The organism is Streptomyces venezuelae (assembly GCF_008642375.1).
Lineage (GTDB): Bacteria > Actinomycetota > Actinomycetes > Streptomycetales > Streptomycetaceae > Streptomyces > Streptomyces venezuelae_G.
The window spans coordinates 3,358,498-3,380,534 of the sequence record NZ_CP029194.1; the positions used below are offsets into that span (position 1 = coordinate 3,358,498).

A 22,037-nucleotide genomic window follows, 5' to 3' on the forward strand; every position below is an offset into this window, starting at 1 on the left:
GCGTCCACGCGGTCCGGGGTCTTTGTACAAGTTGCAACCTTCGAGGCGGCCGCCGCGCTGCACGTGCGGGTGCACATGCCGGTGTGACACAAACCGCAGCACCGGCGCTGTATGGAGTACGGAGCCGTGCTGCGGCTCCGTGGATGACGACCGGGGCCTCTCCTGTGGGGGGTGGCGGCCCCGGTCGTCTCCCTTTTCCGCCCCTCCCCCTCCGCTTCGCGCCACCCGTCCTGGGCTGGGCGCAGTGCACCCTTTCCACTGTCAACCGACAGTTGACACCCCAGGGGTGTCAACCTAGGGTTGCCTCATGACGAATCCGGTCGCTCCGAAGGTCCCCGTCCGCCTCGACGAGCTCATCGAGGCGATCAAGAAGGTCCACCCCGACGCCCTGGAACAGCTCTCCGGAGCGGTCATGGCCGCGGACCACCTCGGCGATGTCGCCGACCACCTCATCGGCCACTTCGTGGACCAGGCCCGGCGCTCGGGCGCCTCCTGGACCGACATCGGCCGCAGCATGGGCGTCACGCGCCAGGCGGCCCAGAAGCGCTTCGTCCCCAAGGAGCCGGACACCGAGAAGATGGACCCGAGCGCCGGGTTCAACCGCTTCACCCCCCGCGCCCGGAACGTGGTGATGGCCTCCCAGAACGAGGCCACGGCCGCCGGGAACGGCGAGATCACCACCGCCCACCTGGCGCTCGGCCTGCTCGCCGAGCCCGAGGGGCTCGCGGCGTTCTGGATCCAGACGAAGGGCGTGACCCTCGACCAGGTCCGCGAGGCCGCCACCGCGACCCTGCCGCCGGCCGTCGACGAGCCGCCCACCCTCGTCCCGTACGACGCGGCGGCGAAGAAGGTCCTGGAGCTGACGTTCCGCGAGGCCCTGCGCCTCGGCCACAACTACGTCGGCACCGAGCACATCCTGCTGGCGCTCCTGGAGCACGAGGACGGCGAGGGGGTACTGACCGGCCTCGGCCTCGACAAGGCCACGGCGGAACGGGAGATCGCCGAGACGATCTCCTCGGTGACGATCCAGACCCCGGACGCCCCTTAGGCGGTACGAGCCCGGCGCGAGACGACCGCGCGCAGCACGCGGCCGCCCTCGACGGAGAGCTCGCGGGCCCGGCGCAGGCCGGTCGGGCCGTGGGCGGCCGATTCGAGGACGGCCTGCTGGCGGCGGAGCTCCCCGGCGAGCAGCGGGCCCGCGCCGTCCGCGCCCCCGGCCCGGCAGCGCTCGACGAGCCCGTCCGGCACCCCGGCGGCGTCGAACCGGCCGTGCAGGGCGAGGGCGGTGGCGGAGCAGGCACCGGCCCAGGCGCGGAGGGCGTCGACGGTCCACGCCTGCGGGGCCGTCGCGAGCATCCCGCGCACGGCCTCGGCGTCCTCCGCCCCGGCCGCCCCCAGGTCGACGAGGGCCTTGGCGACGGCCTCGCCCCATGCCGCCCCGTCGCCGCGCGCGACGGCCGCCCACACGGGCCGCAGGGCGTCGCCCCCGTCGGAGGCGAGCAGCGGCAGACAGCGGTCGAGGCAGGCGAGACCGGCCGCGGCCAGCCCCCGCTCGTCGGCCGTGTCGATCAGTTCCCGCAGGCTCCGGCCCGTTGCTGTCATCGCCGACGTCATGGACGCCTCCTCGCCACCCGAATGCGGACGCAGTACTTCCACTTACTGCGCCGGGGGGCGCTTTTTCGTCACTGCGCGGCCGGAATCATGCCAGTGGCCTTGGTGTGCTGCATAGAGGTCAGACGGCGGACGAAGAGGATCGCGAGGACGGCGGCGACGATGTCGACGGCATCGCCGACAAGGAGCCAGTTCGCCGCGGTGACGTACGCCTCGGCGGTCTCGGCCCGGTCGAACAGGCGGGAGCCGATCCGGCCCACGGCGAGATCGGCCAGGAAGACGGTCCACCAGGCGTTGAGCACCAGGAGCTCGCCCTCGCCGTCGGCCGCGTACGGGTCCCGGCGGCTGGCGCGCCAGATGTCGGCGGCGACCCCGTACGGGATCCAGATGAACGCGATCGGGATGAACCAGCCGCCGATGGCCCAGCCGGGCTTCCGCCTCTGCAGGTCCGAGGCCCAGACCTCGGCGTTCATCCGCAGCCGGTGGAACCAGACGATGAAGACGGTCGCGGTCGCGAGCAGCAGCAGGGCCTGCAGGCTCCAGGCCACCGTCAGCGCCAGTTCACCCCCGTACCCTTCGGGATCGGGGTGGCCGGCCAGGGCGCCGGCGAACAGGGACCGGAGGCCGAAGGTCTCGATCAGACTGAAGGCGTCGGCCAGGATCGTGGCGCCGAGCAGGGCGACGACGGCATGCGAAAGACCGTTCGGATTGCGGAGCATGGCTGTGCGTTTCCCCCCAGGGAAGTACGGCGTCCCTCCCCGGGGCGCCGGCGACGGCCGCTCGGCCGCCGCCGGGGGAACGTACGCGATCCGGAGGAGTTGCGTCCACAGACAAGACGCAGGTCAGCCGCGTACCTGCGTCGCCAGCGTCCGGAACTGCTCCCACGTCAGAGTCGGCGTCCCGGCGTCCCAGACCTTCTGGGCGAGCGCCGTCAGGGGCATGCGGATGCCGTTCGCCACCTGGGCCTGGGTCTGGGCCGCCGACAGGTCGCACCAGACCGCGAACCGGCCGCCCAGGATCTGGGGTCCGTACCGCGCAGGGACCGGGGTCGTGCCGCGCAGGACCAGGGGCGTCCACTGCTCGTAGATGCGGCGGCCCGTGGGGTACGTGAACTGGTTGGGCTCGCCGAGGACGTAGTACAGGTACTCGTCGTTGAGGTTCACGACCTTGCGGCCCTCGGCCAGGTACTCGGCGGGCGGGCGCGCGCCGATCTCCTTGCCGGTCCAGTACTCGACCTCGATGCGCTTGTCGGCGGTGACGACACCGCCCCGGAAGAACCCGTCGTTCCAGGCCTTCGCCACCTTGCCCTCGCCGCGGACGACCGCCGCCCGGTCGTTCAGCCAGCCCTCCGCCAGGTCCTGGACCCCGGCCTGGGGCCCGTACTTCTGCCGGGCCGCCGTGGCCAGCTGCGGGTACGAGGCGGAGGGGTTGCGGACGGTCAGTGCCTGGTACTCGTCGGCGCCGACGTGGAACCAGCCGCCGGGGAAGAGCGCGGAGTACTCGCGCAGCAGATCGTCGACGATCTGCGCCGACGCGGGCTTGGAGATGTCGATCGCGCCCTGCCGCGGGACCCCCTGGACGTTGCGCAGCTGGAGGTCGGGGTGGGCGCGCAGGACGGCGCCGAGGTGTCCGGGCGAGTCGATCTCGGGCACGACGGTGATGTGCAGGCTCTGCGCGAGAGCGAGGATCCGGCGCACCTCGGCCTTGCTGAGGTGCTGGGCGGAGACGATCTCGGGGTGGGAGTCCGAGGCGATCCGGAAGCCCTGGTCGTCGGAGAAGTGCAGGCCGAACTGGTTGAGCTTGAGGTCGGCCATCTCGCGGAGGCGGTCCTCGATCCAGCCGGCGGTGAAGTGCTTGCGGGCGATGTCGACGTTCAGTCCGCGCTGGGGCTTCGCGGGCGCGTCGGTGACGACACCCTCCGGCATGGCGCCGGTGGCCTTGACCGACTGCTTGAGCGTCCGCGTGCCGTAGAAGACCCCGGCCTCGTCGGGGCCGGTGATCCGGACCCGGTTGTCACGGACGGTCAGGGTGTACGACTCGCGGGCGCCGGTCCCCCCGAGCGCCAGCTCGACGTCCCCGGGTCCGGCGGCGACGGCGCCGCGGTACGGGACGCCGAGCTCCCCGGCGAGCAGCCTCCCCTCGTCGGCGAGACCCGCGCTGTTCGCGCCGAGGACGATCCCGGCCGCGGGCGCGGGCTTCCAGCCGGGACCGCGGGCGGGCTCGTGGTCGCGGACGGCCGGGATCACGCGGGGCTCGGTGGAGAGCGGGTACGTCCGCGTGGGGGTCGGCGTGGGAGGCGGCGTCGGTGTCGGGGAGGGCGGCGCGCTGGTGGGCGCCGCGCCCGTCGCCGTGGCGCCCGAGGGCGGGGAGAGCGACGGCGTGGGGGAAGGAGAGCCGCTCGAACAGGCCGCCACGGTGGCCAGTGCCACCACGGTCGCCATCAGTGCGGGGCCCCGGCGGGGCCCCCGTATGGAGTACCGCATCATTCGGAATCCTTCCCTACGGAAGACGGTCCGGCCAATCGGGGGCGCTCCGAATGGGGGACGGAACCACGGACCGATCGCCGATCGTCCATCACTTGTTCCGAAACTCTCCCTTCCGGGTGAAATTCGCGCATCCGTCGGACACTTCCCACGTCCCGTCGATAACGTTCAGTCACGCCCATCCCGCCCACCCCGCCCGTCCCGGAGTACCGGAGCCCACGCTGACCAGCGACACCCACGCCCCCTGCCGGAAACCGGGCTCCACGGACACGCCTGCCATACCCGCCCAGAACCAGGGCCCTTCCGTCCGCGGCCTCGCGGGCTTCAACGCCGCCTCGTCCGCCGAGGCCGAGGCCCTGCTCCTCTCCTGCTGCCACAGCCCCCGCTGGGCCGAACGGGTGGCCGCGCACCGCCCGTACCCGACGGTCGACGCCCTGCTCGCCGCCGCCGACGAGGCCGGCTACGACCTGACCCGCGCCGATCTCGACGGGGCCCTGGCCGCCGAGTCCTCCGCCCCGCCGCACCCCGACGCCCCGCCGGCGGCGCGGACCGCGCTGCGGGCCGCCCACGCCGCGTACGAGAGCAGTTTCGGACACGCGTTCGTGATCAGCCTCGAAGGAGTAAGGCCAGGGGAGCGTCTCGACCAGGTTTTGGCAGGCATCCGGTCACGTCTCGGCAACGAACCTGAGGAAGAGCGCGTGATCGCCGCCGACGAACTGCGCCGACTCACCCGCGCCCGACTGGCCTTCCGGCTCGCCGAAGGCCTCACGCGGCGACACTCCGAAGCGTGATTCCGACCGGAACAGGGCGATTTCGGCTTGTGGGATAGCCCGTCCGTGCCTGTTTGATCACACCGATGGACCCCGCGCGAGCGAACCGACAAGTCGTCGCTACGATGACCGGGGCCGGTGGACCGTACCCGGCCGGGTCAGACCGACAGAGAAGCCGGCCGACCCTGATCCCCGCTCCCGGAGGGTTTTTCCGTGCCGGCTGGAACGCTGTACCGCGGCCGGGAAGGAATGTGGAGCTGGGTGGCTCATCGAGTCACCGGCGTCCTCATCTTCTTCTTCCTGTTCGTACACGTGCTGGACACCGCTCTCGTCCGCGTCTCCCCCGAGGCGTACGACGAGGTCGTCGCGACCTACAAGACGCCGATCGTCGCTCTTCTGGAGTACGGCCTCGTCGCAGCCATCCTCTTCCACGCGCTGAACGGCCTCCGGGTCATCGCCGTGGACTTCTGGTCCAAGGGCCCGCGCTACCAGAAGCAGATGCTCTGGACCGTCGTGGGCATCTGGGTCGTGCTGATGGCGGGCTCGCTGTACCCCATCCTCGGCCACGCCGCACGTGAACTGTTCGGGAGCTGACGCCAGATATGTCCTCTGACACCACCTCCGCCGCGATCGGCCCCGTCGAGGGCGCCCACTACGACGTGGACAACCCCGCGCCGTACATCGAGGCCCCGCGCAAGCGCACCGGGAAGACCCCGCGCGCGACCCGCGGCAACTTCGAGATGGCCGCGTGGCTCTTCATGCGCCTCTCCGGCGTGGTCCTCGTCGTCCTGGTCCTCGGCCACCTGCTGATCCAGCTCTTCCTGGACGGCGGCGTCTCCAAGATCGGCTTCGCCTTCGTGGCCGGCCGCTGGGCGTCCCCGTTCTGGCAGGTCTGGGACCTGCTGATGCTCTGGCTCGCCATGCTGCACGGCGCCAACGGCCTCCGTACCGTCATCAACGACTACGCGGAGCGGGCCAACACGCGCCTGTGGCTCAAGGGCCTGCTGTACACCGCCACGGTGTTCACCATCCTTCTGGGCACGCTGGTGATCTTCACCTTCGACCCGAACATCCGCTAGGCACGGGGCTGAGGTAATCCACGTCATGAAGATCCACAAGTACGACACCGTCATCGTCGGCGCCGGCGGCGCCGGCATGCGCGCCGCCATCGAGGCGACGAAGCGCAGCCGCACCGCCGTGCTGACGAAGCTCTACCCCACCCGCTCCCACACGGGCGCCGCGCAGGGCGGCATGGCCGCCGCGCTGGCGAACGTGGAGGAGGACAACTGGGAGTGGCACACCTTCGACACGGTCAAGGGCGGTGACTACCTGGTCGACCAGGACGCCGCCGAGATCCTGGCGAAGGAGGCCATCGACGCCGTCCTCGACCTGGAGAAGATGGGCCTGCCGTTCAACCGCACCCCGAACGGCACCATCGACCAGCGCCGCTTCGGCGGTCACTCCCGCAACCACGGCGAGGCCCCGGTCCGCCGGTCCTGCTACGCCGCGGACCGCACCGGTCACATGATCCTCCAGACGCTGTACCAGAACTGCGTCAAGGAGGGCGTGGAGTTCTTCAACGAGTTCTACGTCCTGGACCAGCTCATCGTCGAGGTCGACGGGGTCAAGCACTCCGCGGGCGTCGTCGCCTACGAGCTGGCCACCGGCGAGATCCACATCTTCCAGGCCAAGGCCGTGATCTACGCGTCCGGCGGCACCGGCAAGTTCTTCAAGGTGACCTCCAACGCCCACACCCTGACCGGTGACGGCCAGGCCGCGTGCTACCGCCGCGGTCTGCCCCTGGAGGACATGGAGTTCTTCCAGTTCCACCCGACGGGCATCTGGCGCATGGGCATCCTGCTGACGGAGGGCGCCCGCGGTGAGGGCGGCATCCTCCGCAACAAGGACGGCGAGCGCTTCATGGAGAAGTACGCGCCGGTCATGAAGGACCTCGCGTCCCGTGACGTCGTCTCCCGCTCCATCTACACGGAGATCCGCGAGGGCCGCGGCTGCGGTCCCGAGGGCGACCACGTCTACCTGGACCTGACGCACCTTCCGCCGGAGCAGCTCGACGCCAAGCTCCCGGACATCACCGAGTTCGCCCGTACGTACCTCGGCATCGAGCCGTACACGGACCCGATCCCGATCCAGCCCACCGCGCACTACGCCATGGGCGGCATCCCGACGAACGTCGAGGGTGAGGTCCTCTCGGACAACACCACCGTCGTCCCGGGCCTGTACGCGGCCGGCGAGGTCGCCTGCGTGTCGGTGCACGGCGCCAACCGCCTCGGCACCAACTCGCTGCTCGACATCAACGTCTTCGGCAAGCGTTCGGGCATCGCCGCGGCCGAGTACTCGGCCAAGGCCGACTTCGTCGAGCTGCCGGAGAACCCGGAGTCCCTCGTCGTCGCGCAGATCGAGAAGCTGCGCAACTCCACGGGCAGCGAGCGGGTCGCCGACCTGCGCCGCGAGCTCCAGGAGACGATGGACGCCAACGTGATGGTGTTCCGTACGGAGCAGACCATCAAGACGGCCGTCGAGAAGATCGCCGAGCTGCGCGAGCGCTACGAGAACGTGTCCATCCAGGACAAGGGCAAGCGCTTCAACACGGACCTCCTGGAGGCCATCGAGCTGGGCAACCTGCTCGAACTGGCCGAGGTCATGGCCGTCTCGGCCCTGGCGCGCAAGGAGTCCCGCGGCGGTCACTACCGCGAGGACTACCCCAACCGCGACGACGTCAACTTCATGCGCCACACCATGGCGTACCGCGAGGTCGGCGAGGACGGCTCCGAGACCGTCCGTCTCGACTACAAGCCGGTCGTCCAGACCCGCTACCAGCCGATGGAGCGTAAGTACTGATGGCTACCCCCGTACTGGACAAGGTCGAGGCGGACTCCGCCGCCTCCCCGTACATCACGGTCACGATGCGGATCCGCCGCTTCAACCCCGAGGTGTCGGACGCCGTGGTCTGGGAAGACTTCCAGATCGAGATCGACCCCAAGGAGCGCGTCCTCGACGCCCTTCACAAGATCAAGTGGGACGTCGACGGCACGCTGACCTTCCGTCGCTCGTGCGCGCACGGCATCTGCGGCTCGGACGCGATGCGGATCAACGGCAAGAACAGGCTCGCCTGCAAGACGCTGATCAAGGACATCAACCCCGAGAAGCCGATCACGGTCGAGGCCATCAAGGGCCTGACGGTGCTGAAGGACCTTGTCGTCGACATGGAGCCCTTCTTCCAGGCGTACCGGGACGTCATGCCGTTCCTGGTCACCAAGGGCAACGAGCCGACGCGCGAGCGTCTGCAGTCCGCCGAGGACCGTGAGCGCTTCGACGACACCACCAAGTGCATCCTGTGCGCCGCGTGCACGTCGTCCTGCCCGGTCTTCTGGAACGACGGCCAGTACTTCGGTCCGGCCGCGATCGTCAACGCGCACCGCTTCATCTTCGACTCGCGTGACGAGGCGGGCGAGCAGCGCCTGGAGATCCTGAACGACAAGGACGGCGTGTGGCGTTGCCGCACGACGTTCAACTGCACCGACGCGTGCCCCCGTGGCATCGAGGTCACCAAGGCCATCCAGGAAGTCAAGCGCGCGCTGATCACGCGTCGTTTCTGACATCTCGTCGGCCGAGCATTCGGCTGTGAAGCCCGCTTCTGTACGCTGCGCGTGCAGGAGCGGGCTTTTTCCGTTGCGGAGCTGTGTGGAGAGCGGGGACTGATGAGCGAGCCGAACCCTTACGCGGACGGGGAGTACCAGTGGGGGCCTGGCCAGGGGGCCGGGACGCCTGCGTACGGGTATCCGCAGGACGCGACGCCGGCACCGGGGGCGTACCAGGCGCCGGCCTACCAGCCCACCCTGCCGGGCGGGGTGGCCGTGCCGCCGCAGTACCCCACGGGCGGGGCGCCGTCGTTCGCCATCGGGGACATCAGCGTGGTCGGTGACCAGATCCTCACCCCGGCCGGGCCGATGCCGCTGCGGGGCGCCGTGTGGAACGCGATGGACCTGTCGCGCACCGAGGAGAAGATCTCGACGGTCGGCATCGTGCTGGCCTGCCTCTTCGTCGCGGCCTGCGGCCTCGGGCTGCTGTTCCTGCTCATGAAGGAGCAGCAGACGACGGGCTTCGTCCAGATCACGGTGAACAGCGGCGGCAAGCACCACTCGACGATGATCCCGGCGGTGCGCCCGGACACCATCCACTGGGCGATGGCCCAGGTCAACTACGCGCGCTCGCTGAGCATCTGACGTCGCGCCGAAGGGGCCTCGGAGGCGGGGGCGGGGGCGTTCAGTCCCAGTGGCGGGCGTTCTCCACGCTCTCGGCCTCGACCATGATCCGGCGCAGCAGGTCGTTGAGCTGGTTCCGCTCCTCGGGGGAGAGGACGCCGAGGATCCGGTACTCCTCGTGGCCGAGGACGTCCATCGCGCCGAGCCAGGTCTGACGGCCGGTGCCGGTGAGTTCGACGACCACCCGGCGCCGGTCGGTCGTGGACTGGGTACGGCGGACGAATCCGCGCTTCTCCAGGGCGTCGAGGCGGCCGGAGACGGAGGCGGGGGCGAGGTCGAGGTCCTGGGCGAGCTCGGAGGGCGCGGCGCTGCCGCCGCGGCCGGCGAGCTTGTGGAGCGTGTCGAACTCGTGGCGCTCCAGGTCGAAGTCGACGAGTGACTGCTCCCTGACCCGGCGGAGGTGGACGGAGAGCTTCTTCATGCGGGTGACGGCGCCCTCGACGACGGGGTCGAGGCCGGGCAGGACGGGCTGCCAGCGGGCGACGTGCCCGTCGGTCCAGTCGCGGGGTGTGCCGGGTTCGCCGGGTTCGCCTGAGGCACGCGGTTCGTCGGGGAGCGCCATGAGGTGATCGTACGTCGAGCGGCGGCCGCACCCCTGAGAAAGTATTTCGTTGACGAATTATTCGGAACCGAAATACCCTGCGACCCATGCCTGCCGCACCCGCGCGCGCCGACGCGCCCGCAACCGTCCCCCACCCCCTGCGCACGCGCTCCTTCCGCCTCCTCTTCACCGGCCGCGCCCTCTCCCTCCTCGGTGACGCGGCGATCCCGGCCGCCCTCGCCCTCGCGGTCCTGGAGGCCACCGGATCCACGTCGGCGCTCGCCCTCGTCCTCGGCTGCGCGATGGTCCCCCGGCTGCTCCTGCTGCCCCTGGGCGGCGTCGTCGGCGACCGCTTCGACGCCCGTACGGTCGCGCTCGTCACCGACCTCGTACGCTGCGCCACACAGCTCCTGGTGGGCGTCCAGCTGCTCGGCGGCGCCCCGAGCCTCGCCGTCCTCGCGGTCGCCGAGGCGCTCGGCGGCGCGGCCGGGGCCTTCGCGATGCCGACCGGCTCACCGCTGGTGAAGGGGACCGTCGCGCCCGAGGCGCTGCACCGCGCCAACGCGGCGATGGGGATCGCCCGCAGCGCCAGCCGGCTCGGCGGACCCGCGCTCGCCGGCACCCTCGTGCTGACCGTCGGGCCGGGCTGGGCGTTCGTCCTGGACGCGGCCACCTTCGCCGTCAGCGCCCTGCTCCTGACGGCCGTACGGGTGAAGCGGGTGCCGATCCCGCGCCGCTCGCTCCGCGCCGACCTGGCGGAGGGCTGGCAGGAGGTCCGCTCCCGGGACTGGTACTGGACCAGCCTCATCGGCCACAGCGCGTGGAACGGCGCCGCGGCCGTCCTGATGACCCTCGGGCCCGCCGTCGCCGTGCAGCACCTCGGCGGCGGCACCACCTGGGTCGTCCTGCTCCAGGTCGGCGCCGTCGGCTTCCTCCTCGGGGCGCTGCTCGCCGACCGGGCCCGCCCCAGGCGCCCGGTCCTGACGGCGAACCTCGGGCTCGCCACGTACGCGCTGCCGCTGGTCCTGCTCGCCGTCGCCGCGCCCGCGCCGCTGACGATCGCGGCCTACGGGCTCGCGCAGGCGGGGCTCGGCTTCCTCTCCCCCGTGTGGGACACCGCCGTCCAGCGGGCGGTGCCCGAGCACGCGCTCGCCCGGGTCACCTCGTACGACTGGCTGGTCTCGCTGGCGGCGATGCCGCTGGGCTACACCCTCGCCCCGCTCGCCGCCTCCGCGTGGGGACCCGAGGTGCCGCTGCTCGCCGCCGCGGTGGTGGTCGGCGGCTGCTGCCTCGGCACGGCGTTCGTGCCCGGGGTGCGGAGGTTCGGGAGGGAGGACTGAGGCCGACGGGTTGTCGGTGGGGTCCTCTACCGTCGTACGCATGGTGGGGATGGGGATCGCGGGCCCGGGAAGCGAGCTGGACGAGGCGCTCGCGCGCGAACAGGCCGGGAAGACAGGCGTACTCGGGGAGTTCCTTGCCTCCCTGGACACGGCGGGGCGGCGCGAAGCCGCGCTCGCGCTCCACCGGCGCGCGTGCCGGGGGCCGGACGAGGAGCTGGTGAGACCCGCGCTCGCCGACCTGTCCCGACAGGAGCTCGGCTGGTCGGCCGCGGAGGCGGACACCCTGCTCGTACGGCTCCTGGGCAGGGACGCGGAGGTCGCCCCGCACGAACTGGAGGCCTCGTTCCCCACCCTGGTGCCGATCGCCCTGTCCGCGGCGGACCAGGCCGGGGAGTTCGACCGGCCCCGCGTCCGCGTCCTGCGCTCCCTGGCCGAATCCCTACGGGCCCACCAGCAGGACCTGTTCGGTCTCCTGCGGGACCGGATGGACGTCCTCCTCGCGCGCGAGGTCCCGGTCCGTCCGGGCGTACTGCCCCGCCACCTCCTGGACGGCTTCGACGCGTACGGACCGGAGATGCGGGCCGCGCACGGCGAGCTGCTCACCCGGGCCGGGGTCCCGGAGTTCCTGGCGCACTGCGCCCTGCTCGACCGGCCCCGGGCCACCAAGGCGTGGCGGCGGGAGTCGGCCGCGCGGCTGACGGCGGCCGAGGGCGGGGCGGAGGTGGCGCGGCTGCTCCTGGAGGGGATCGCCGTGCGGCCCGAGCACCGGGTGAACGATCCGGACCTCTGCGTGACGGCGCCTCCCACACTGGCCGACGCGGCCAACACCTCCTTGGTCCGGGGCCTGTTGTGGGCGTCGCTCGACGTGGAGGCGGACTGGGTGGTGCCGTCGGCGGGTGCCGTGGCGCTCCACGCGGGGACGGGCGCCGGCGGCGGCGGCGTCTGCCGCAGCCGGGCCCTGGCCGTCACGGCCGTCGCGGTGCTCGGCGCGTGCGGGGGCGCGCGGGGCGTGGAGGCCGCACGGTGGCTCGACCGGCTGCCGGGCCAGGTGCGCAACCGCACGGTGCTCAAGGCGGTCGAGAGGGCCCGAGGGGAACTGGGCGGCCACTCCGGGGGCTGACACGGGAGCGGGCCCGCACCGTGTGGCGCGGGCCCGTCCGTCGGGTGTGACGTCCCTACAGGGCCGTGGTCTCAGCCAGGAAGTCGGTGAGCAGCCGGGCGGTCTCGGCCGGGCGCTCCAGGGCCGGGAGGTGTCCGGCCCAGTCGAGGTCGACGCGCCGGGCGGCGGGCAGGATGCGGGTCAGTTCGTCGGCGACGGCCCGGAAGTCGGGCACGTCGTGGCCGCCGGCGACCACGAGCGCGGGGGCCTTGATCCCGGCGAGGTCGTCCGCGGTGATCCCGGTCCGGACGGGCGAGAACTCGTCCGGGACGGCCAGCTGGACCTCGAAGGCGCGCCGCTGCATCTCCCGTACGAGTGCGCGGGCGGCCTCGTCGGCCTCGGGGCCGAGCCAGGTGTCGACGTTGAGCTCGACGGCGCCGTCGAGGTCGCCCGCCTCAAGCAGCTCGTCCTCGCGGCCGCCCCAGGCCCGCAGCTCGTCGCTGGGCGCGAAGCCGGGCATGCCGGAGCAGAGCAGGGCGAGGGCGGAGACGCGTCCGGGGTGGCGGACGGCGAGTTCGAGGGCGACCTGGCCGCCGAAGGAGGAGCCGACGACGGCGGCCCGGTCCGTGCCGAGGTGGTCGAGGAGGTCCCGGACGTCGTCGGCGTGGGTGTGCGCGGCGTCGACGGGGGTCTCGCCGAAGCCGCGGAGGTCGCAGCGGACGACACGGTGGCCCGCCTCGGCGAGTGCGGAGAACTGCCCTTCCCACATCCGGCGGTCACAGACCCCGGAGTGCAGCAGGACGACGGTAGAGGGGCCATTTCCGGCCAGGTCATGAGAGAGCGTCACCCGCCGAACCCTAGAGGGTGACGCAGGCGGGGTCCACCTTGTTTCCGGCCGCCACTTGAACACGTTCAAAGAGAGGTCTACAGTCATGCCCAACAGTTTTTGAACGCGTTCAAGGGAGGGTGGGGCATGGACCTCACTGTCGTCGCGTATGTCGTCTACCTGCTGATCAGCGTGGCCCTGACCATCTGGGTCGCCCGCACGCTCAGCCGCAACGGAAGGATCTTCCTCGCCGACGTCCTGCACGGGAACGAGAAGCTCGCGGAGGCCGTCAACCACCTCCTCGTGGTCGGCTTCTACCTCGTCAACTTCGGCTTCGTCGCCCTCTATCTGAGCCAGGAAGCGGCCGTCCTCGACACCCGCGCGCTCTTCGAGGCCCTCTCCGTCAAGCTCGGAGTGGTCCTTCTGGTCCTCGGCGTGATGCACCTCGGCAACGTGTACGTGCTCAACAAGATCCGCCGCCGGGGCGTGATGGAGCGCGAGCAGGTGCCGCCGGTCGGTCCGCAGGGCTGGACCTCGGCCCCCAAGGCCGGCCCCTGGGCCCCGCCGGCCCCCCAGCGCTGAGACCGCGCCGTGCCGACCCCCGCGGGACGCCTGACCGTCCTGTACGACGCCGACTGCCCGCTCTGCGTGCACCTCAGGCACTGGCTGCTGCGGCAGCGACAGCTCGTCCCGCTCGACCTCGTACCGGCCGGATCGCACGAGGCCAGGCGCCGCTTCCCCGACCTCGACCACGCCGCCACCCTGCGGGAGATCACCGTGGTCGGGGACCGGGGCCAGGTCTACCGGGAGACGAACGCCTGGATCGTCTGCCTCTGGGCACTCGCCGACCACCGGGCCAAGGCCCACTGGCTGGCCACACCCGCCGGGCAGCCCTTCGCCCGGGCGACCGTCCTGGCCGCCGCGAAATGGCGCGAGGCCCTCAAGGGCCCGGACCGGGAAGGCGGGCACTGCGAGGACGGGCACCGCGCGGACGGCCACTGCGCGGACGGGCGCTGCGAAGTGCCCGATCCGCCCGACTAGGCTCAGTCCCGTGACGCAAGAGAAGAAGGCCGACGAGAAGAAGGCCCCGAAGAGCGAGCAGACCCGCACGCTCATCCTCGAAACCGCGCTCCGGCTCTTCAAGGAGCGCGGTTACGACAAGACGACGATGCGGGCCATCGCCCAGGAGGCCGGAGTCTCCGTCGGCAACGCGTACTACTACTTCTCGTCCAAGGAGCACCTCGTCCAGGGCTTCTACGACCGGATCGCCGAGGAGCACCAGGCCGCGGTCGAGTCGATCCTCGACGGGCCCGAGAAGGACCTCAACGCCCGGATCAAGGGCGTCTACCTCGGCTGGCTCGACATCGCCGAGCCGTACCACGAGTTCGCCTCGCAGTTCTTCAAGAACGCCGCCGACCCCGACAGCCCGCTCAGCCCGTTCTCGCCGGAGTCGGAGGGCCCGCGCGAGGCGGCGATCGAGGTCCACCGGCGGGTCATCTCCGGCGCTTCGGTGAAGGTCGACCCGGAACTCGCCGAGGCACTCCCGCAGTTGCTGTGGCTCCAGCAGATGGGCCTCGTGCTGTTCTGGGTGTACGACCGCTCGGAGGGCGCCGCCAACAGCCGGCGGCTCGTCGAGCGGCTCGCGCCGGTCACGGCCCGCGCGATCTCGCTCTCCCGCTTCCGGATCCTCCGGCCGCTCGTCAAGGAGACGCACGAGCTGCTCTCCGACTTCATGCCGACGGCGGCCGGGATGGCGGCCTCGGGCAAGCCCAAGCGGGCCACCCCGAAGCCGCCGACCGGCTGATCCGCGGCTGATCCGCGACTGATCCGCGGTCCTGCGACCTCAGGTCCGGGCCGCGGACCACGGGCCGCGGGGCCTCAGATCCAGCTGAGCTCCCACAGCCGCCAGATGCCGGTGCCGTCCGTCAGGTACTGGGAGCCGTCCACGGCCTCCGTGGCGAGGACGTAGTCCTTCTTCTGCCACAGCGGGACGAGCGGGACGTCCTCGGCGACCTCGTCCTGGATCGCCTTGAAGTCGGAGGCCGCCTGAGCGCGGTCGCTGTACTGCTGCGTCGAGGCGATCAGGGCGTCGATCCGCCTGCTGGAGAAGCCGTTGTGCAGGGTGTTCGCGGTGCCGACGAGCGGCGCGGTGAAGCTGTCGGAGTCGGGGAAGTCGGGGAGCCAGCCGACGGTGTACGCGTCGTAGGTGCCCTTCGCGTACGCCTTCTGGAACTCCGTCCACTTGACCTCGACGGCCTCGACCTCGAAGAGGCCGGTGGCCTCCAGCTGCCGCTTGATCTCGGCGGTCTCGGCACCGTAGGTGGCGTCCGCGCGGTAGCCGAAGGTGAACTTCACCGGGGTCGAGACGCCGGCGTCCTTCAGGAGCTTCTTCGCCTTCTTCGCGCTCGGCACGGGGTCGCTGTCGAAGAAGGCCGTGCTGTGCCCCACGAAGCCCTGCGGGATGAGGGAGTAGAGCGGCTCGACCGTGTCCTTGTAGGCGCCGGTGGTGATCGCCGGACGGTCGAGGACGGCGGCGACGGCCTGCCGCACGGCCTTGTCGGCCATGGGCGAGCCGGACCGGACGTTGAAGTTGAGGTTGCGGATCTCGGCGCTCTCCGCCTCGGTGACCCGCGTCCCGTCCTTGACGTCCAGCGTCGAGATGAACTCCGGCGGGAGCTGCCGGTGCGTCACCTGGACGTCCTTCGCCTTCCAGGCGTCGGCGAGGTCCGCGGACTGGTCGTAGTACTTCACGACGACCGGGCCACCGGTCCCGGTGATGGCGCCCCTGTAGTTCGGGTTGGGCTCCAGGCGGGCGGACTCGCCCTCCTTGTACTCCTTGAGGACGTACGGCCCCGATCCGTCGACCCCGAAGCCCGTACGCAGCTTGTCGGCCGGGTACTGGTCCTTGTCGACGATCGAGCCGGCGCCCGTGGCCACCTTCAGCGGGAAGGTCGCGTCCCGGCCGCTGAGGTGGAAGGTGACCGTGCGGTCCTGGGACGTGATGCTCTTCAGGGTCGGGAAGAGGGCCTTCGGGCCGACGTCCGTCTTGATGCGCAGCATCCGCTCGAAGGAGTACTTGACGTCCTCGGCGGTCACCTTGCGCCCGTTGGCGAAGGTGAGGTCGTCACGGAGCGTGCACTGGTACGTCGTGAGCTTGCTGCCCACGAACTTGCAGCTCTCCGCCGCGTCCGGGACGGGGGTCGTGAACCCCGGCTTGAACGTCATCAGCGACTGGAAGATGTTGCTGTACATGGCCCAGGAACCGGCGTCGTACGCACCGGCCGGGTCGAGTGAAGTGATCGCGTCGGTGGTGCCGACGCTGATGGGATCGCTCCGGCCTTCGTCGGAGGGCAGGAGTTGCCAGCCCCCGACTCCGGCCGCCACCAGTACTCCACAGATGATGAGGATCCGCAGACGGACCGTCGACCGCATTGCCGTGCTTCCTTTTTTCGTACCACCCCAGGCACGACGCCCCCCGAAAACGCCGCATTGCCGACAGCCAATCACACGACCTTCACATGGGGAAGAGAAAACTTTCACACGGCAGGTATATGTCCGGGATATGAGAATTTAAGTCGATGAGCAGCACGTATCACTCTCTGCGCACGGAGTCACGACTTCCGATTACGCCTGTTTCGAGGCGAGTTCGACGATGGTGATGTCGGAGGGCGCGCCGACCCGGACCGGGGGTCCCCAGGCGCCCGCGCCCCGCGAGACGTAGAGCTGGGTGTCGCCGTACCGTTCGAGCCCGGCGACGGTCGGGTTGGCCAGGTCGGCGAGGTACTCGCCCGGCCAGAGCTGCCCGCCGTGGGTGTGCCCGGAGAGCTGGAGGTCGACGCCGTGGCGTACGGCGTCGTGGACGACGATCGGCTGGTGCGCGAGGAGGACGGAGGCGCGGGCCCGGTCGCGGTCGCCGAGGGCGCGGCCGAAGTCGGGGCCCTGGCCCTCGCTCTCCCCCGCGACGTCGTCGACGCCCGCGAGGTCGAAGCCGGCCGCGATCTCCACGCGCTCGTTGCGCAGCGGGCGCAGGCCGAGCTCGCGTACGTGGTCGACCCAGGCGTCGGCGCCCGAGAAGTACTCGTGGTTGCCCGTCACGAAGAAGGAGCCGTGGCGGGCGCGGAGCCGGGCGAGCGGCTCGGCGGCGGAGCCGAGGTTCTCGACGGTGCCGTCGACGAGGTCGCCGACGATCGCGATCAGGTCGGGCTGGGTGGAGTTGATCGTGTCCACGATCCGCCGGCTGTGGGCCCGGCCCAGGATCGGCCCGAGGTGGATGTCGGACACGACGGCGATCCGGTAGCCGTGCGCGGCGCGCGGCACCTTGGCGAGCGGCACGGTGACGCGCTTCACCCGCGGCCCGCGCAGCACGCCGTACGAGCCGTAACCGACGGTCCCGAGAGCGACGGCGGCGGCGGACCCGCCGACGACCCGCGAGACGAAGAGCCGCCGGGAGACGTCGGCGGGGGCCGCGGGCTCGGGCTCGGTGGGAGCCGCGGGCGCGGGCGCGGCCGCCTCGGGCACCGCCACGGCCACGGGCTCGGCGACCGGTACGGGCGCGGCCTTCGCGTCACGCCGACGGAGCCAGGCACGCAGGGCGGGCCGCACGGCCTCGCCGACGACCAGGGCCAGGGTCACGTACAGGAGCAGCGCGAGCCACAGGAACCCGGGCCAGGCGACGACCTGCTGGACCACGAAGGGCGCGCCGACGCGCGCGGAGCTCAGGGCCGCGAGCGAGAGCAGCGGCAGGACCACGACGGCGACCGTACCGGCCCGGCGCGGCACCCCGCCGGGCACCGTCACATCACGGACGAGCCGCCGCCACACGTACCAGTGCACCCCGCCGAGCACGGCGAGCACCACGACCAGAACCAGCAGAAAGGCGACCACGCCCCGAACCCCCTCTTCTCGTTTGCGGCCCAGGCCCTAGGCGCTGTGACCGGTGTCGCGGCGCGCGGCACGCACACCACGCAACCCGAGCACACCGATCACCGTCCCCAAGACAAAGGACGTGACGGCAAGCAGCAGGTGAACCCAGAAATAGGCCGTCGGGTCGCCCGCGTCGTCGAAGGCGAGGCCGCTCCCGTCGTTCCAGAGGTTCTTGACGAAGGTGATCCAGATGAACCAGCTCCACACCCCGAACGCGAGCAGGAACCAGGAGACGCGGCGGCTGAGCTTCATGGCCCCAGTATCACCATCCGCCTCCGAGGGCCCGCGTCCGGGTGGACGAGCTCGGGCGAACCGCCCCGTGGGGTTCGGATACGTGTTCCGTACCTGTACGTTCTCGACCGTGTCTGCTTCGAAGAGGACCGCCTGGGCGGTCGCTGCTGCCGTACTCCTGCCGCTCGTCATCGCCGTGCCCGCGGCCCACGCGGACGAAGGGAAGGATGCGAAGGACAAGCAGCCCAAGCCGCCCGCCACCATGTCCGTGGTCGGCGGCGCGCTGCTCGGGAAGCCCGGCACGCAGGCGCAGCTGCTGCCCGGTGCGCCCGTGCTGCCCAAGGAGCTGTCCGCGCGGTCCTGGATCGTCGCGGACGCGGAGAGCGGTGAGGTCCTCGCCGCGCACAACGCGCACTGGCGGCTCGCCCCGGCGTCCACGCTCAAGATGCTCTTCGCGGACACGGTGCTGCCGAAGTTCGAGAAGACCAAGAACCACCTGGTCACCAACCAGGACCTGGCCGGGATGGGCGCCGGCTCCAGCCTGGTCGGCATCAAGGAGAAGCAGACCTACAGCGTCCACGACCTGTGGCTCGGCGTCTTCCTCCGCTCCGGCAACGACGCCGTCCACGTCCTGTCGGCCATGAACGGCGGCATTCCGCAGACCGTGAAGGACATGAACGAGCACGCGGCCGAGCTCCAGGCGCTCGACACCCACGTGGTCTCCCCGGACGGCTACGACGCCCCGGGCCAGGTCTCGTCCGCGTACGACCTCACGCTCATCGCCCGCAACGGCATGCAGAAGCCGGACTTCCGGGAGTACGCCGCCACGTCCCGCGCCGCCTTCCCCGGCGAGCTGAAGCCGGGCAAGAAGCGCGAGACCTTCGAGATCCAGAACACCAACCGGCTCCTCACCGGCGACTTCGGCGTCGCCCCCTACCAGGGGATCGCCGGCGTGAAGAACGGCAGCACCACCCACGCGGGATCCACCTTCACCGGTGTCGCGGAGCGGAACGGGAAGGTGCTGCTCGTCACCGTGATGAACCCGTCGTCGAAGGAGCAGCACGCGGTCTACAAGGAGACCGCCCGGCTGCTCGACTGGGGCTTCGCGGCGGCCGGGAAGGTGACCCCGGTGGGCGAGCTCGTGCCGCCCACGTCGGCCCGTACGGACACGGGGACCGCGCCGGGCGGCGGTACCGCGCCCGCGCCCGGGAAGGAGGCTCCCGGCGCGTCGGCCTCCGCCAAGGCCGCCGCCTCCGAGGAGAAGTCCGGCGGGGTCGGGATCGCGCTGAGCATCGCGGGCGGAGTGCTCGTCCTGCTCGCCGGCGCCGTCTTCCTCGTCAACCGCCGCTGGCCGCTGGCGGGTTCGGGCTCGCGTCGGCAGCGGTCGCGGGCTCCGCAGGATCCGGACGTGAACCCGTAGCCGTCCAGGCCGCGCAGAACAGCAGGAGTTTCGCGGTGAAGTTGATCCACAGCATCAGGGCGATCGGCGTGCCGAACGCCCCGTACATCGACTTCCCCGCGACCTCCCTCATGTAGCCGCCGAGCAGCAGCTTGAGCAGCTCGAAGCCGACCGCGCCGATGACCGCCGCCACCACGAGCCGGCGCCGGGGCGGCTTGACGCCGGGCAGCAGCGTCAGGATGTAGAGCAGCATGAGGAAGTCGGCCACGGCGGCGACGAGGACGGCGGCGGCCTGGAGCAGGTAGCCGCCCGCGCCCTCGCCGGAGATGCCGACCCGGTCGGCGGTCCAGCCGACGGCGGTGGAGCCGAGCCAGGACGCGGCGAGGGAACAGACCGCGACGCCGCCGAGGCCGAGGAGCACGAGCGCGTCCTTGCCCTTGCGGACGACCGGGTTGCCCTCGTCGATGCCGTCGAGCCCCCACACGGCACGCAGGCACTCCCGCATGGAGCCGATCCAGCTGATGCCGGTGAGGAGCAGCAGGGCGCCCGCGATGAGTCCGACGGTGCCGGCGTTGGCGACGAGCCCGTCGATGTCGAGCTGCTCGGAGATGCCGGGCACCTGGTCGGCGACCTTCTCCTCGATCCGGTCGAGCTGGTCCTGGGAGAGGAGCGCGGCGCCGATCGCGGCGGCGACGGTGATCAGCGGGAAGAGGGCGAGGAAGGAGAGGAAGGTGATCGCGGCGGCGAGCCTGCTCCAGTGGACCGCGTCGAGGGTCTCGTACGAGCGCCAGGCATGGGTCCTCATGAGGCGGGTGGCCGCGGGGCCGATGACGGGGAGCTTGGTCAGCCAGTCCATGTCGTACGCGTACCCCTCGATCCGTCGTCCACGATCCGTCGGCCACGGGAGAGACCCGGTGCCCGAGTACGAGAATCTCCCGGCGGGGCGCGCGCGGCGGTGACCGACATCCCGGAGGGGACAGTGGCAATACCGACATAAGCGACAGGTACGGCTATACGGTCACCCTGATGGCTGTCGAGACCCCCCGCCCTCTGAGGAGTACCCCACGATGAAGGACGCCTTCGGCACCCCGCAGTCCCTGCTCGTCCTCGGCGGCACCTCCGCGATCGGGCTCGCCACCGCGCGCCGGATGATCGCCCGCGGCGTCCGCACGGTCTGGCTGGCCGGCCGCCCCTCCCCCGCGCTCACCGCCGCCGCGGACTCGCTGCGCGCGCTCGGCACCGACGTGCACACCGTCCCCTTCGACGCGCTCGACACCGACTCGCACGAGGAGCGGCTCGGCAAGATCTTCACGGAGGGGCCCGTCGACGTGGTGCTGCTCGCCTTCGGGGTCCTCGGCGACCAGGCGCACGACGAGGCCGACCCCGTCGCCGCGGTCCGCGTCGCGCAGACCAACTACACGGGTGCCGTCTCGGCCGGTCTGGTGTGCGCGGGCGCGCTCCAGGGGCAGGGGCACGGCTCGCTGGTGGTGCTGTCCTCGGTGGCGGGCGAGCGGGCCCGGCGCGTCGACTTCATCTACGGGTCGTCGAAGGCGGGTCTCGACGTCTTCACGCAGGGCCTCGGGGACGCGCTGTACGGCACGGGTGTGCACGTCATGGTCGTCCGGCCCGGATCCGTGCGGTCCGGGGCCGGCTCGGGACGGGCTGTTTCCGGGCGGGCTGATGCCGGACGGTCCGGCTCCGGGCGGTCCGGTTTCGTGACCACTCCCGAGGCGGTCGCGACCGCGATCGAGCTGGGGCTGCGGCGCCGCTCGGAGACGGTGTGGGTGCCGGGGTCGCTGCGGATGGTGATGGCGGCGGTACGGCACCTGCCGAGGCCGCTCTTCCGCCTCCTGCCTCTGTGAGCGGCGGGAGCCGGAGCCGGAGCGGGAGCCGGAAGGGTCAGCCGGCCGGGGTGGCGGTCGGCGCGTCGACCGGGCTTCCGCCCTGCGTCGGGACGGCCGAGATCGGGCGGCCGCTGCCGAACTCGTAGTCGTACAGCTTCCGCCACACACCGTCCGGGCCCTGCTCGTACAGCGCGAACGAGCGGCACGTCCAGGCCGCCTCGTACCCGGCGAGCTCCTTGAACGCCCGGTCCATCCCCTCCTCGGAGATGGCGTGCGCCACGGTGACGTGCGGGTGGTACGGGAACTGGAGCTCGCGCGCGAGCGGGCCCGACTCGTCCCGGATCTGGTGCTGGAGCCGGTGGCAGAGGGGGACGCCCTCCTTGAGCTTCACGAAGACGACCGGGGAGAGCGGGCGGAAGGTCCCCGTGCCCTTCAGGCGGACGGGGAACGGCTGGTAACCGGCGGCGACCCCGGCGAGGTGCGCCTCGATCTCCGGGAGCCGCTCCTCCGCGACCTCGGTCGGCGGGACGAGGGTGACGTGGGTGGGAATGCCGTGCGCGGCGGGATCCCCGAAGCCCGCGCGCCGCTCTTGGAGCAGGCTGCCGTAGGGCTCCGGGACCGCGATCGAAACGCCGAGCGTTACGGTCCCCACGTCGTTCTCCTCCGTCGTCCGTCGAGTCGTGCTGT

The 22,037-nt window shown here is 71.4% G+C and carries 23 protein-coding genes and 2 pseudogenes; 15 read left to right on the forward strand and 10 right to left on the reverse strand.

Annotation, left to right across the window (positions count from 1 at the left end; translation table 11 throughout):
• The first annotated feature begins 307 nt into the window (after window positions 1-307).
• Window positions 308-1,048 carry a Clp protease N-terminal domain-containing protein gene (locus DEJ46_RS14870; RefSeq protein WP_150266800.1) on the forward strand — a complete coding sequence of 247 codons (741 nt, stop codon included), beginning with the start codon at window positions 308-310 and terminating at the stop codon, window positions 1,046-1,048.
• Here the strand turns inward: DEJ46_RS14870 and DEJ46_RS14875 are convergent.
• From DEJ46_RS14875 to DEJ46_RS14885, 3 genes are all read right to left on the reverse strand, one after another.
• Window positions 1,045-1,614, reverse strand: coding sequence for a hypothetical protein (locus DEJ46_RS14875; RefSeq protein WP_150266802.1), 570 nt, complete (start codon window positions 1,612-1,614; stop codon window positions 1,045-1,047). The two genes, DEJ46_RS14870 and DEJ46_RS14875, sit on opposite strands and share 4 nt — an antisense overlap.
• 68 nt (window positions 1,615-1,682) lie before the next feature.
• Window positions 1,683-2,330, reverse strand: coding sequence for a DUF4328 domain-containing protein (locus tag DEJ46_RS14880; protein WP_150266804.1), 648 nt, complete (start codon window positions 2,328-2,330; stop codon window positions 1,683-1,685).
• Between the two features lie 123 nt (window positions 2,331-2,453).
• Window positions 2,454-4,097: a beta-N-acetylhexosaminidase gene (locus DEJ46_RS14885; RefSeq protein ID WP_223834626.1), complete on the reverse strand. Its 1,644-nt coding sequence runs from the start codon at window positions 4,095-4,097 to the stop codon at window positions 2,454-2,456.
• Window positions 4,098-4,315: 218 nt separating this feature from the next.
• Between DEJ46_RS14885 and DEJ46_RS14890 the strand changes: the two genes are divergently transcribed.
• The 6 genes from DEJ46_RS14890 (at window position 4,316) to DEJ46_RS14915 (ending at window position 9,108) form a co-directional block, all read left to right on the forward strand.
• Window positions 4,316-4,885 carry a 2-oxo-4-hydroxy-4-carboxy-5-ureidoimidazoline decarboxylase gene (locus DEJ46_RS14890; RefSeq protein ID WP_411757823.1) on the forward strand — a complete coding sequence of 190 codons (570 nt, stop codon included), beginning with the start codon at window positions 4,316-4,318 and terminating at the stop codon, window positions 4,883-4,885.
• A 192-nt stretch (window positions 4,886-5,077) separates the two neighbouring features.
• Window positions 5,078-5,458, forward strand: coding sequence for a succinate dehydrogenase, cytochrome b556 subunit (gene sdhC, locus DEJ46_RS14895; RefSeq protein ID WP_073809812.1), 381 nt, complete (start codon window positions 5,078-5,080; stop codon window positions 5,456-5,458).
• Between the two features lie 8 nt (window positions 5,459-5,466).
• The gene (locus tag DEJ46_RS14900; protein ID WP_055641724.1) at window positions 5,467-5,943 is read left to right on the forward strand and encodes a succinate dehydrogenase hydrophobic membrane anchor subunit; all 477 of its coding nucleotides are present in this window, start codon (window positions 5,467-5,469) and stop codon (window positions 5,941-5,943) included.
• 25 nt (window positions 5,944-5,968) lie between these two features.
• Window positions 5,969-7,723, forward strand: a complete 1,755-nt coding sequence (gene sdhA / locus DEJ46_RS14905) for a succinate dehydrogenase flavoprotein subunit (protein WP_150266805.1) — start codon at window positions 5,969-5,971, stop codon at window positions 7,721-7,723.
• Window positions 7,723-8,481, forward strand: a complete 759-nt coding sequence (locus tag DEJ46_RS14910; RefSeq protein ID WP_150266807.1) for a succinate dehydrogenase iron-sulfur subunit — start codon at window positions 7,723-7,725, stop codon at window positions 8,479-8,481. Before sdhA ends, DEJ46_RS14910 begins: the two co-directional genes overlap by 1 nt.
• A gap of 102 nt (window positions 8,482-8,583) precedes the next feature.
• Window positions 8,584-9,108, forward strand: a complete 525-nt coding sequence (locus tag DEJ46_RS14915) for a hypothetical protein (protein WP_150266809.1) — start codon at window positions 8,584-8,586, stop codon at window positions 9,106-9,108.
• Window positions 9,109-9,148: 40 nt separating this feature from the next.
• Here DEJ46_RS14915 and DEJ46_RS14920 read toward each other — a convergent pair whose 3' ends face one another.
• Window positions 9,149-9,709: a MarR family winged helix-turn-helix transcriptional regulator gene (locus tag DEJ46_RS14920; protein WP_150266811.1), complete on the reverse strand. Its 561-nt coding sequence runs from the start codon at window positions 9,707-9,709 to the stop codon at window positions 9,149-9,151.
• Between the two features lie 86 nt (window positions 9,710-9,795).
• Here DEJ46_RS14920 and DEJ46_RS14925 point away from each other — a divergent pair, with 86 nt between their 5' ends.
• Both DEJ46_RS14925 and DEJ46_RS14930 read left to right on the forward strand, forming a co-directional pair.
• Window positions 9,796-11,028: an MFS transporter gene (locus DEJ46_RS14925; protein WP_150266812.1), complete on the forward strand. Its 1,233-nt coding sequence runs from the start codon at window positions 9,796-9,798 to the stop codon at window positions 11,026-11,028.
• 40 nt (window positions 11,029-11,068) lie between these two features.
• Window positions 11,069-12,148: a hypothetical protein gene (locus tag DEJ46_RS14930; RefSeq protein ID WP_150266813.1), complete on the forward strand. Its 1,080-nt coding sequence runs from the start codon at window positions 11,069-11,071 to the stop codon at window positions 12,146-12,148.
• 55 nt (window positions 12,149-12,203) lie between these two features.
• Here DEJ46_RS14930 and DEJ46_RS14935 read toward each other — a convergent pair whose 3' ends face one another.
• Window positions 12,204-12,974 (reverse strand): alpha/beta fold hydrolase, encoded by a 771-nt coding sequence (locus DEJ46_RS14935; protein ID WP_150266814.1) that lies wholly within the window; start codon window positions 12,972-12,974, stop codon window positions 12,204-12,206.
• A gap of 126 nt (window positions 12,975-13,100) precedes the next feature.
• On the opposite strand from DEJ46_RS14935, the gene DEJ46_RS14940 reads away from it, so the two are divergent.
• From DEJ46_RS14940 to DEJ46_RS14950, 3 genes are read left to right on the forward strand one after another with little or no spacing between them, the layout of a single operon-like run.
• Window positions 13,101-13,535: a hypothetical protein gene (locus DEJ46_RS14940; RefSeq protein WP_150266815.1), complete on the forward strand. Its 435-nt coding sequence runs from the start codon at window positions 13,101-13,103 to the stop codon at window positions 13,533-13,535.
• Between the two features lie 9 nt (window positions 13,536-13,544).
• Entirely contained in the window at window positions 13,545-13,994 is a 450-nt protein-coding gene (locus tag DEJ46_RS14945) for a thiol-disulfide oxidoreductase DCC family protein (RefSeq protein ID WP_150266817.1), read from the forward strand.
• Between the two features lie 10 nt (window positions 13,995-14,004).
• Window positions 14,005-14,757 (forward strand): TetR/AcrR family transcriptional regulator, encoded by a 753-nt coding sequence (locus tag DEJ46_RS14950; RefSeq protein ID WP_150266819.1) that lies wholly within the window; start codon window positions 14,005-14,007, stop codon window positions 14,755-14,757.
• Between the two features lie 74 nt (window positions 14,758-14,831).
• Here the strand turns inward: DEJ46_RS14950 and DEJ46_RS14955 are convergent, their stop codons facing one another.
• The 3 genes from DEJ46_RS14955 to DEJ46_RS14965 all read right to left on the reverse strand — a co-directional run bounded on the left by DEJ46_RS14955 (window position 14,832) and on the right by DEJ46_RS14965 (window position 18,128).
• The gene (locus DEJ46_RS14955; protein WP_150266820.1) at window positions 14,832-16,385 is read right to left on the reverse strand and encodes an ABC transporter substrate-binding protein; all 1,554 of its coding nucleotides are present in this window, start codon (window positions 16,383-16,385) and stop codon (window positions 14,832-14,834) included.
• Between the two features lie 192 nt (window positions 16,386-16,577).
• Window positions 16,578-17,837, reverse strand: coding sequence for a metallophosphoesterase (locus tag DEJ46_RS14960; RefSeq protein WP_150266822.1), 1,260 nt, complete (start codon window positions 17,835-17,837; stop codon window positions 16,578-16,580).
• A 36-nt stretch (window positions 17,838-17,873) separates the two neighbouring features.
• Complete coding sequence (locus DEJ46_RS14965) at window positions 17,874-18,128, reverse strand: SCO4848 family membrane protein (protein WP_150266823.1); 255 nt, start codon at window positions 18,126-18,128, stop codon at window positions 17,874-17,876.
• 109 nt (window positions 18,129-18,237) lie between these two features.
• On the opposite strand from DEJ46_RS14965, the gene DEJ46_RS14970 reads away from it, so the two are divergent.
• Entirely contained in the window at window positions 18,238-19,527 is a 1,290-nt protein-coding gene (locus DEJ46_RS14970) for a D-alanyl-D-alanine carboxypeptidase family protein (protein ID WP_223834627.1), read from the forward strand.
• Here DEJ46_RS14970 and DEJ46_RS14975 read toward each other — a convergent pair.
• Entirely contained in the window at window positions 19,445-20,362 is a 918-nt protein-coding gene (locus DEJ46_RS14975) for a YihY/virulence factor BrkB family protein (protein ID WP_150266828.1), read from the reverse strand. The two genes, DEJ46_RS14970 and DEJ46_RS14975, sit on opposite strands and share 83 nt — an antisense overlap.
• Window positions 20,363-20,654: 292 nt before the next feature.
• Here DEJ46_RS14975 and DEJ46_RS14980 point away from each other — a divergent pair.
• Together DEJ46_RS14980 and DEJ46_RS40895 are read left to right on the forward strand one after the other, a co-directional pair.
• Window positions 20,655-21,191, forward strand: a pseudogene (locus tag DEJ46_RS14980) (SDR family NAD(P)-dependent oxidoreductase); the annotation flags it as partial.
• A 30-nt stretch (window positions 21,192-21,221) separates the two neighbouring features.
• Window positions 21,222-21,368 (forward strand): annotated as a pseudogene (locus DEJ46_RS40895) (decaprenylphospho-beta-D-erythro-pentofuranosid-2-ulose 2-reductase); the annotation flags it as partial.
• 37 nt (window positions 21,369-21,405) lie between these two features.
• On the opposite strand, the gene DEJ46_RS14985 reads toward DEJ46_RS40895, so the two are convergent.
• Window positions 21,406-22,002, reverse strand: a complete 597-nt coding sequence (locus DEJ46_RS14985; RefSeq protein ID WP_150266831.1) for a 2'-5' RNA ligase family protein — start codon at window positions 22,000-22,002, stop codon at window positions 21,406-21,408.
• Between the last annotated feature and the right edge of the window lie 35 nt (window positions 22,003-22,037).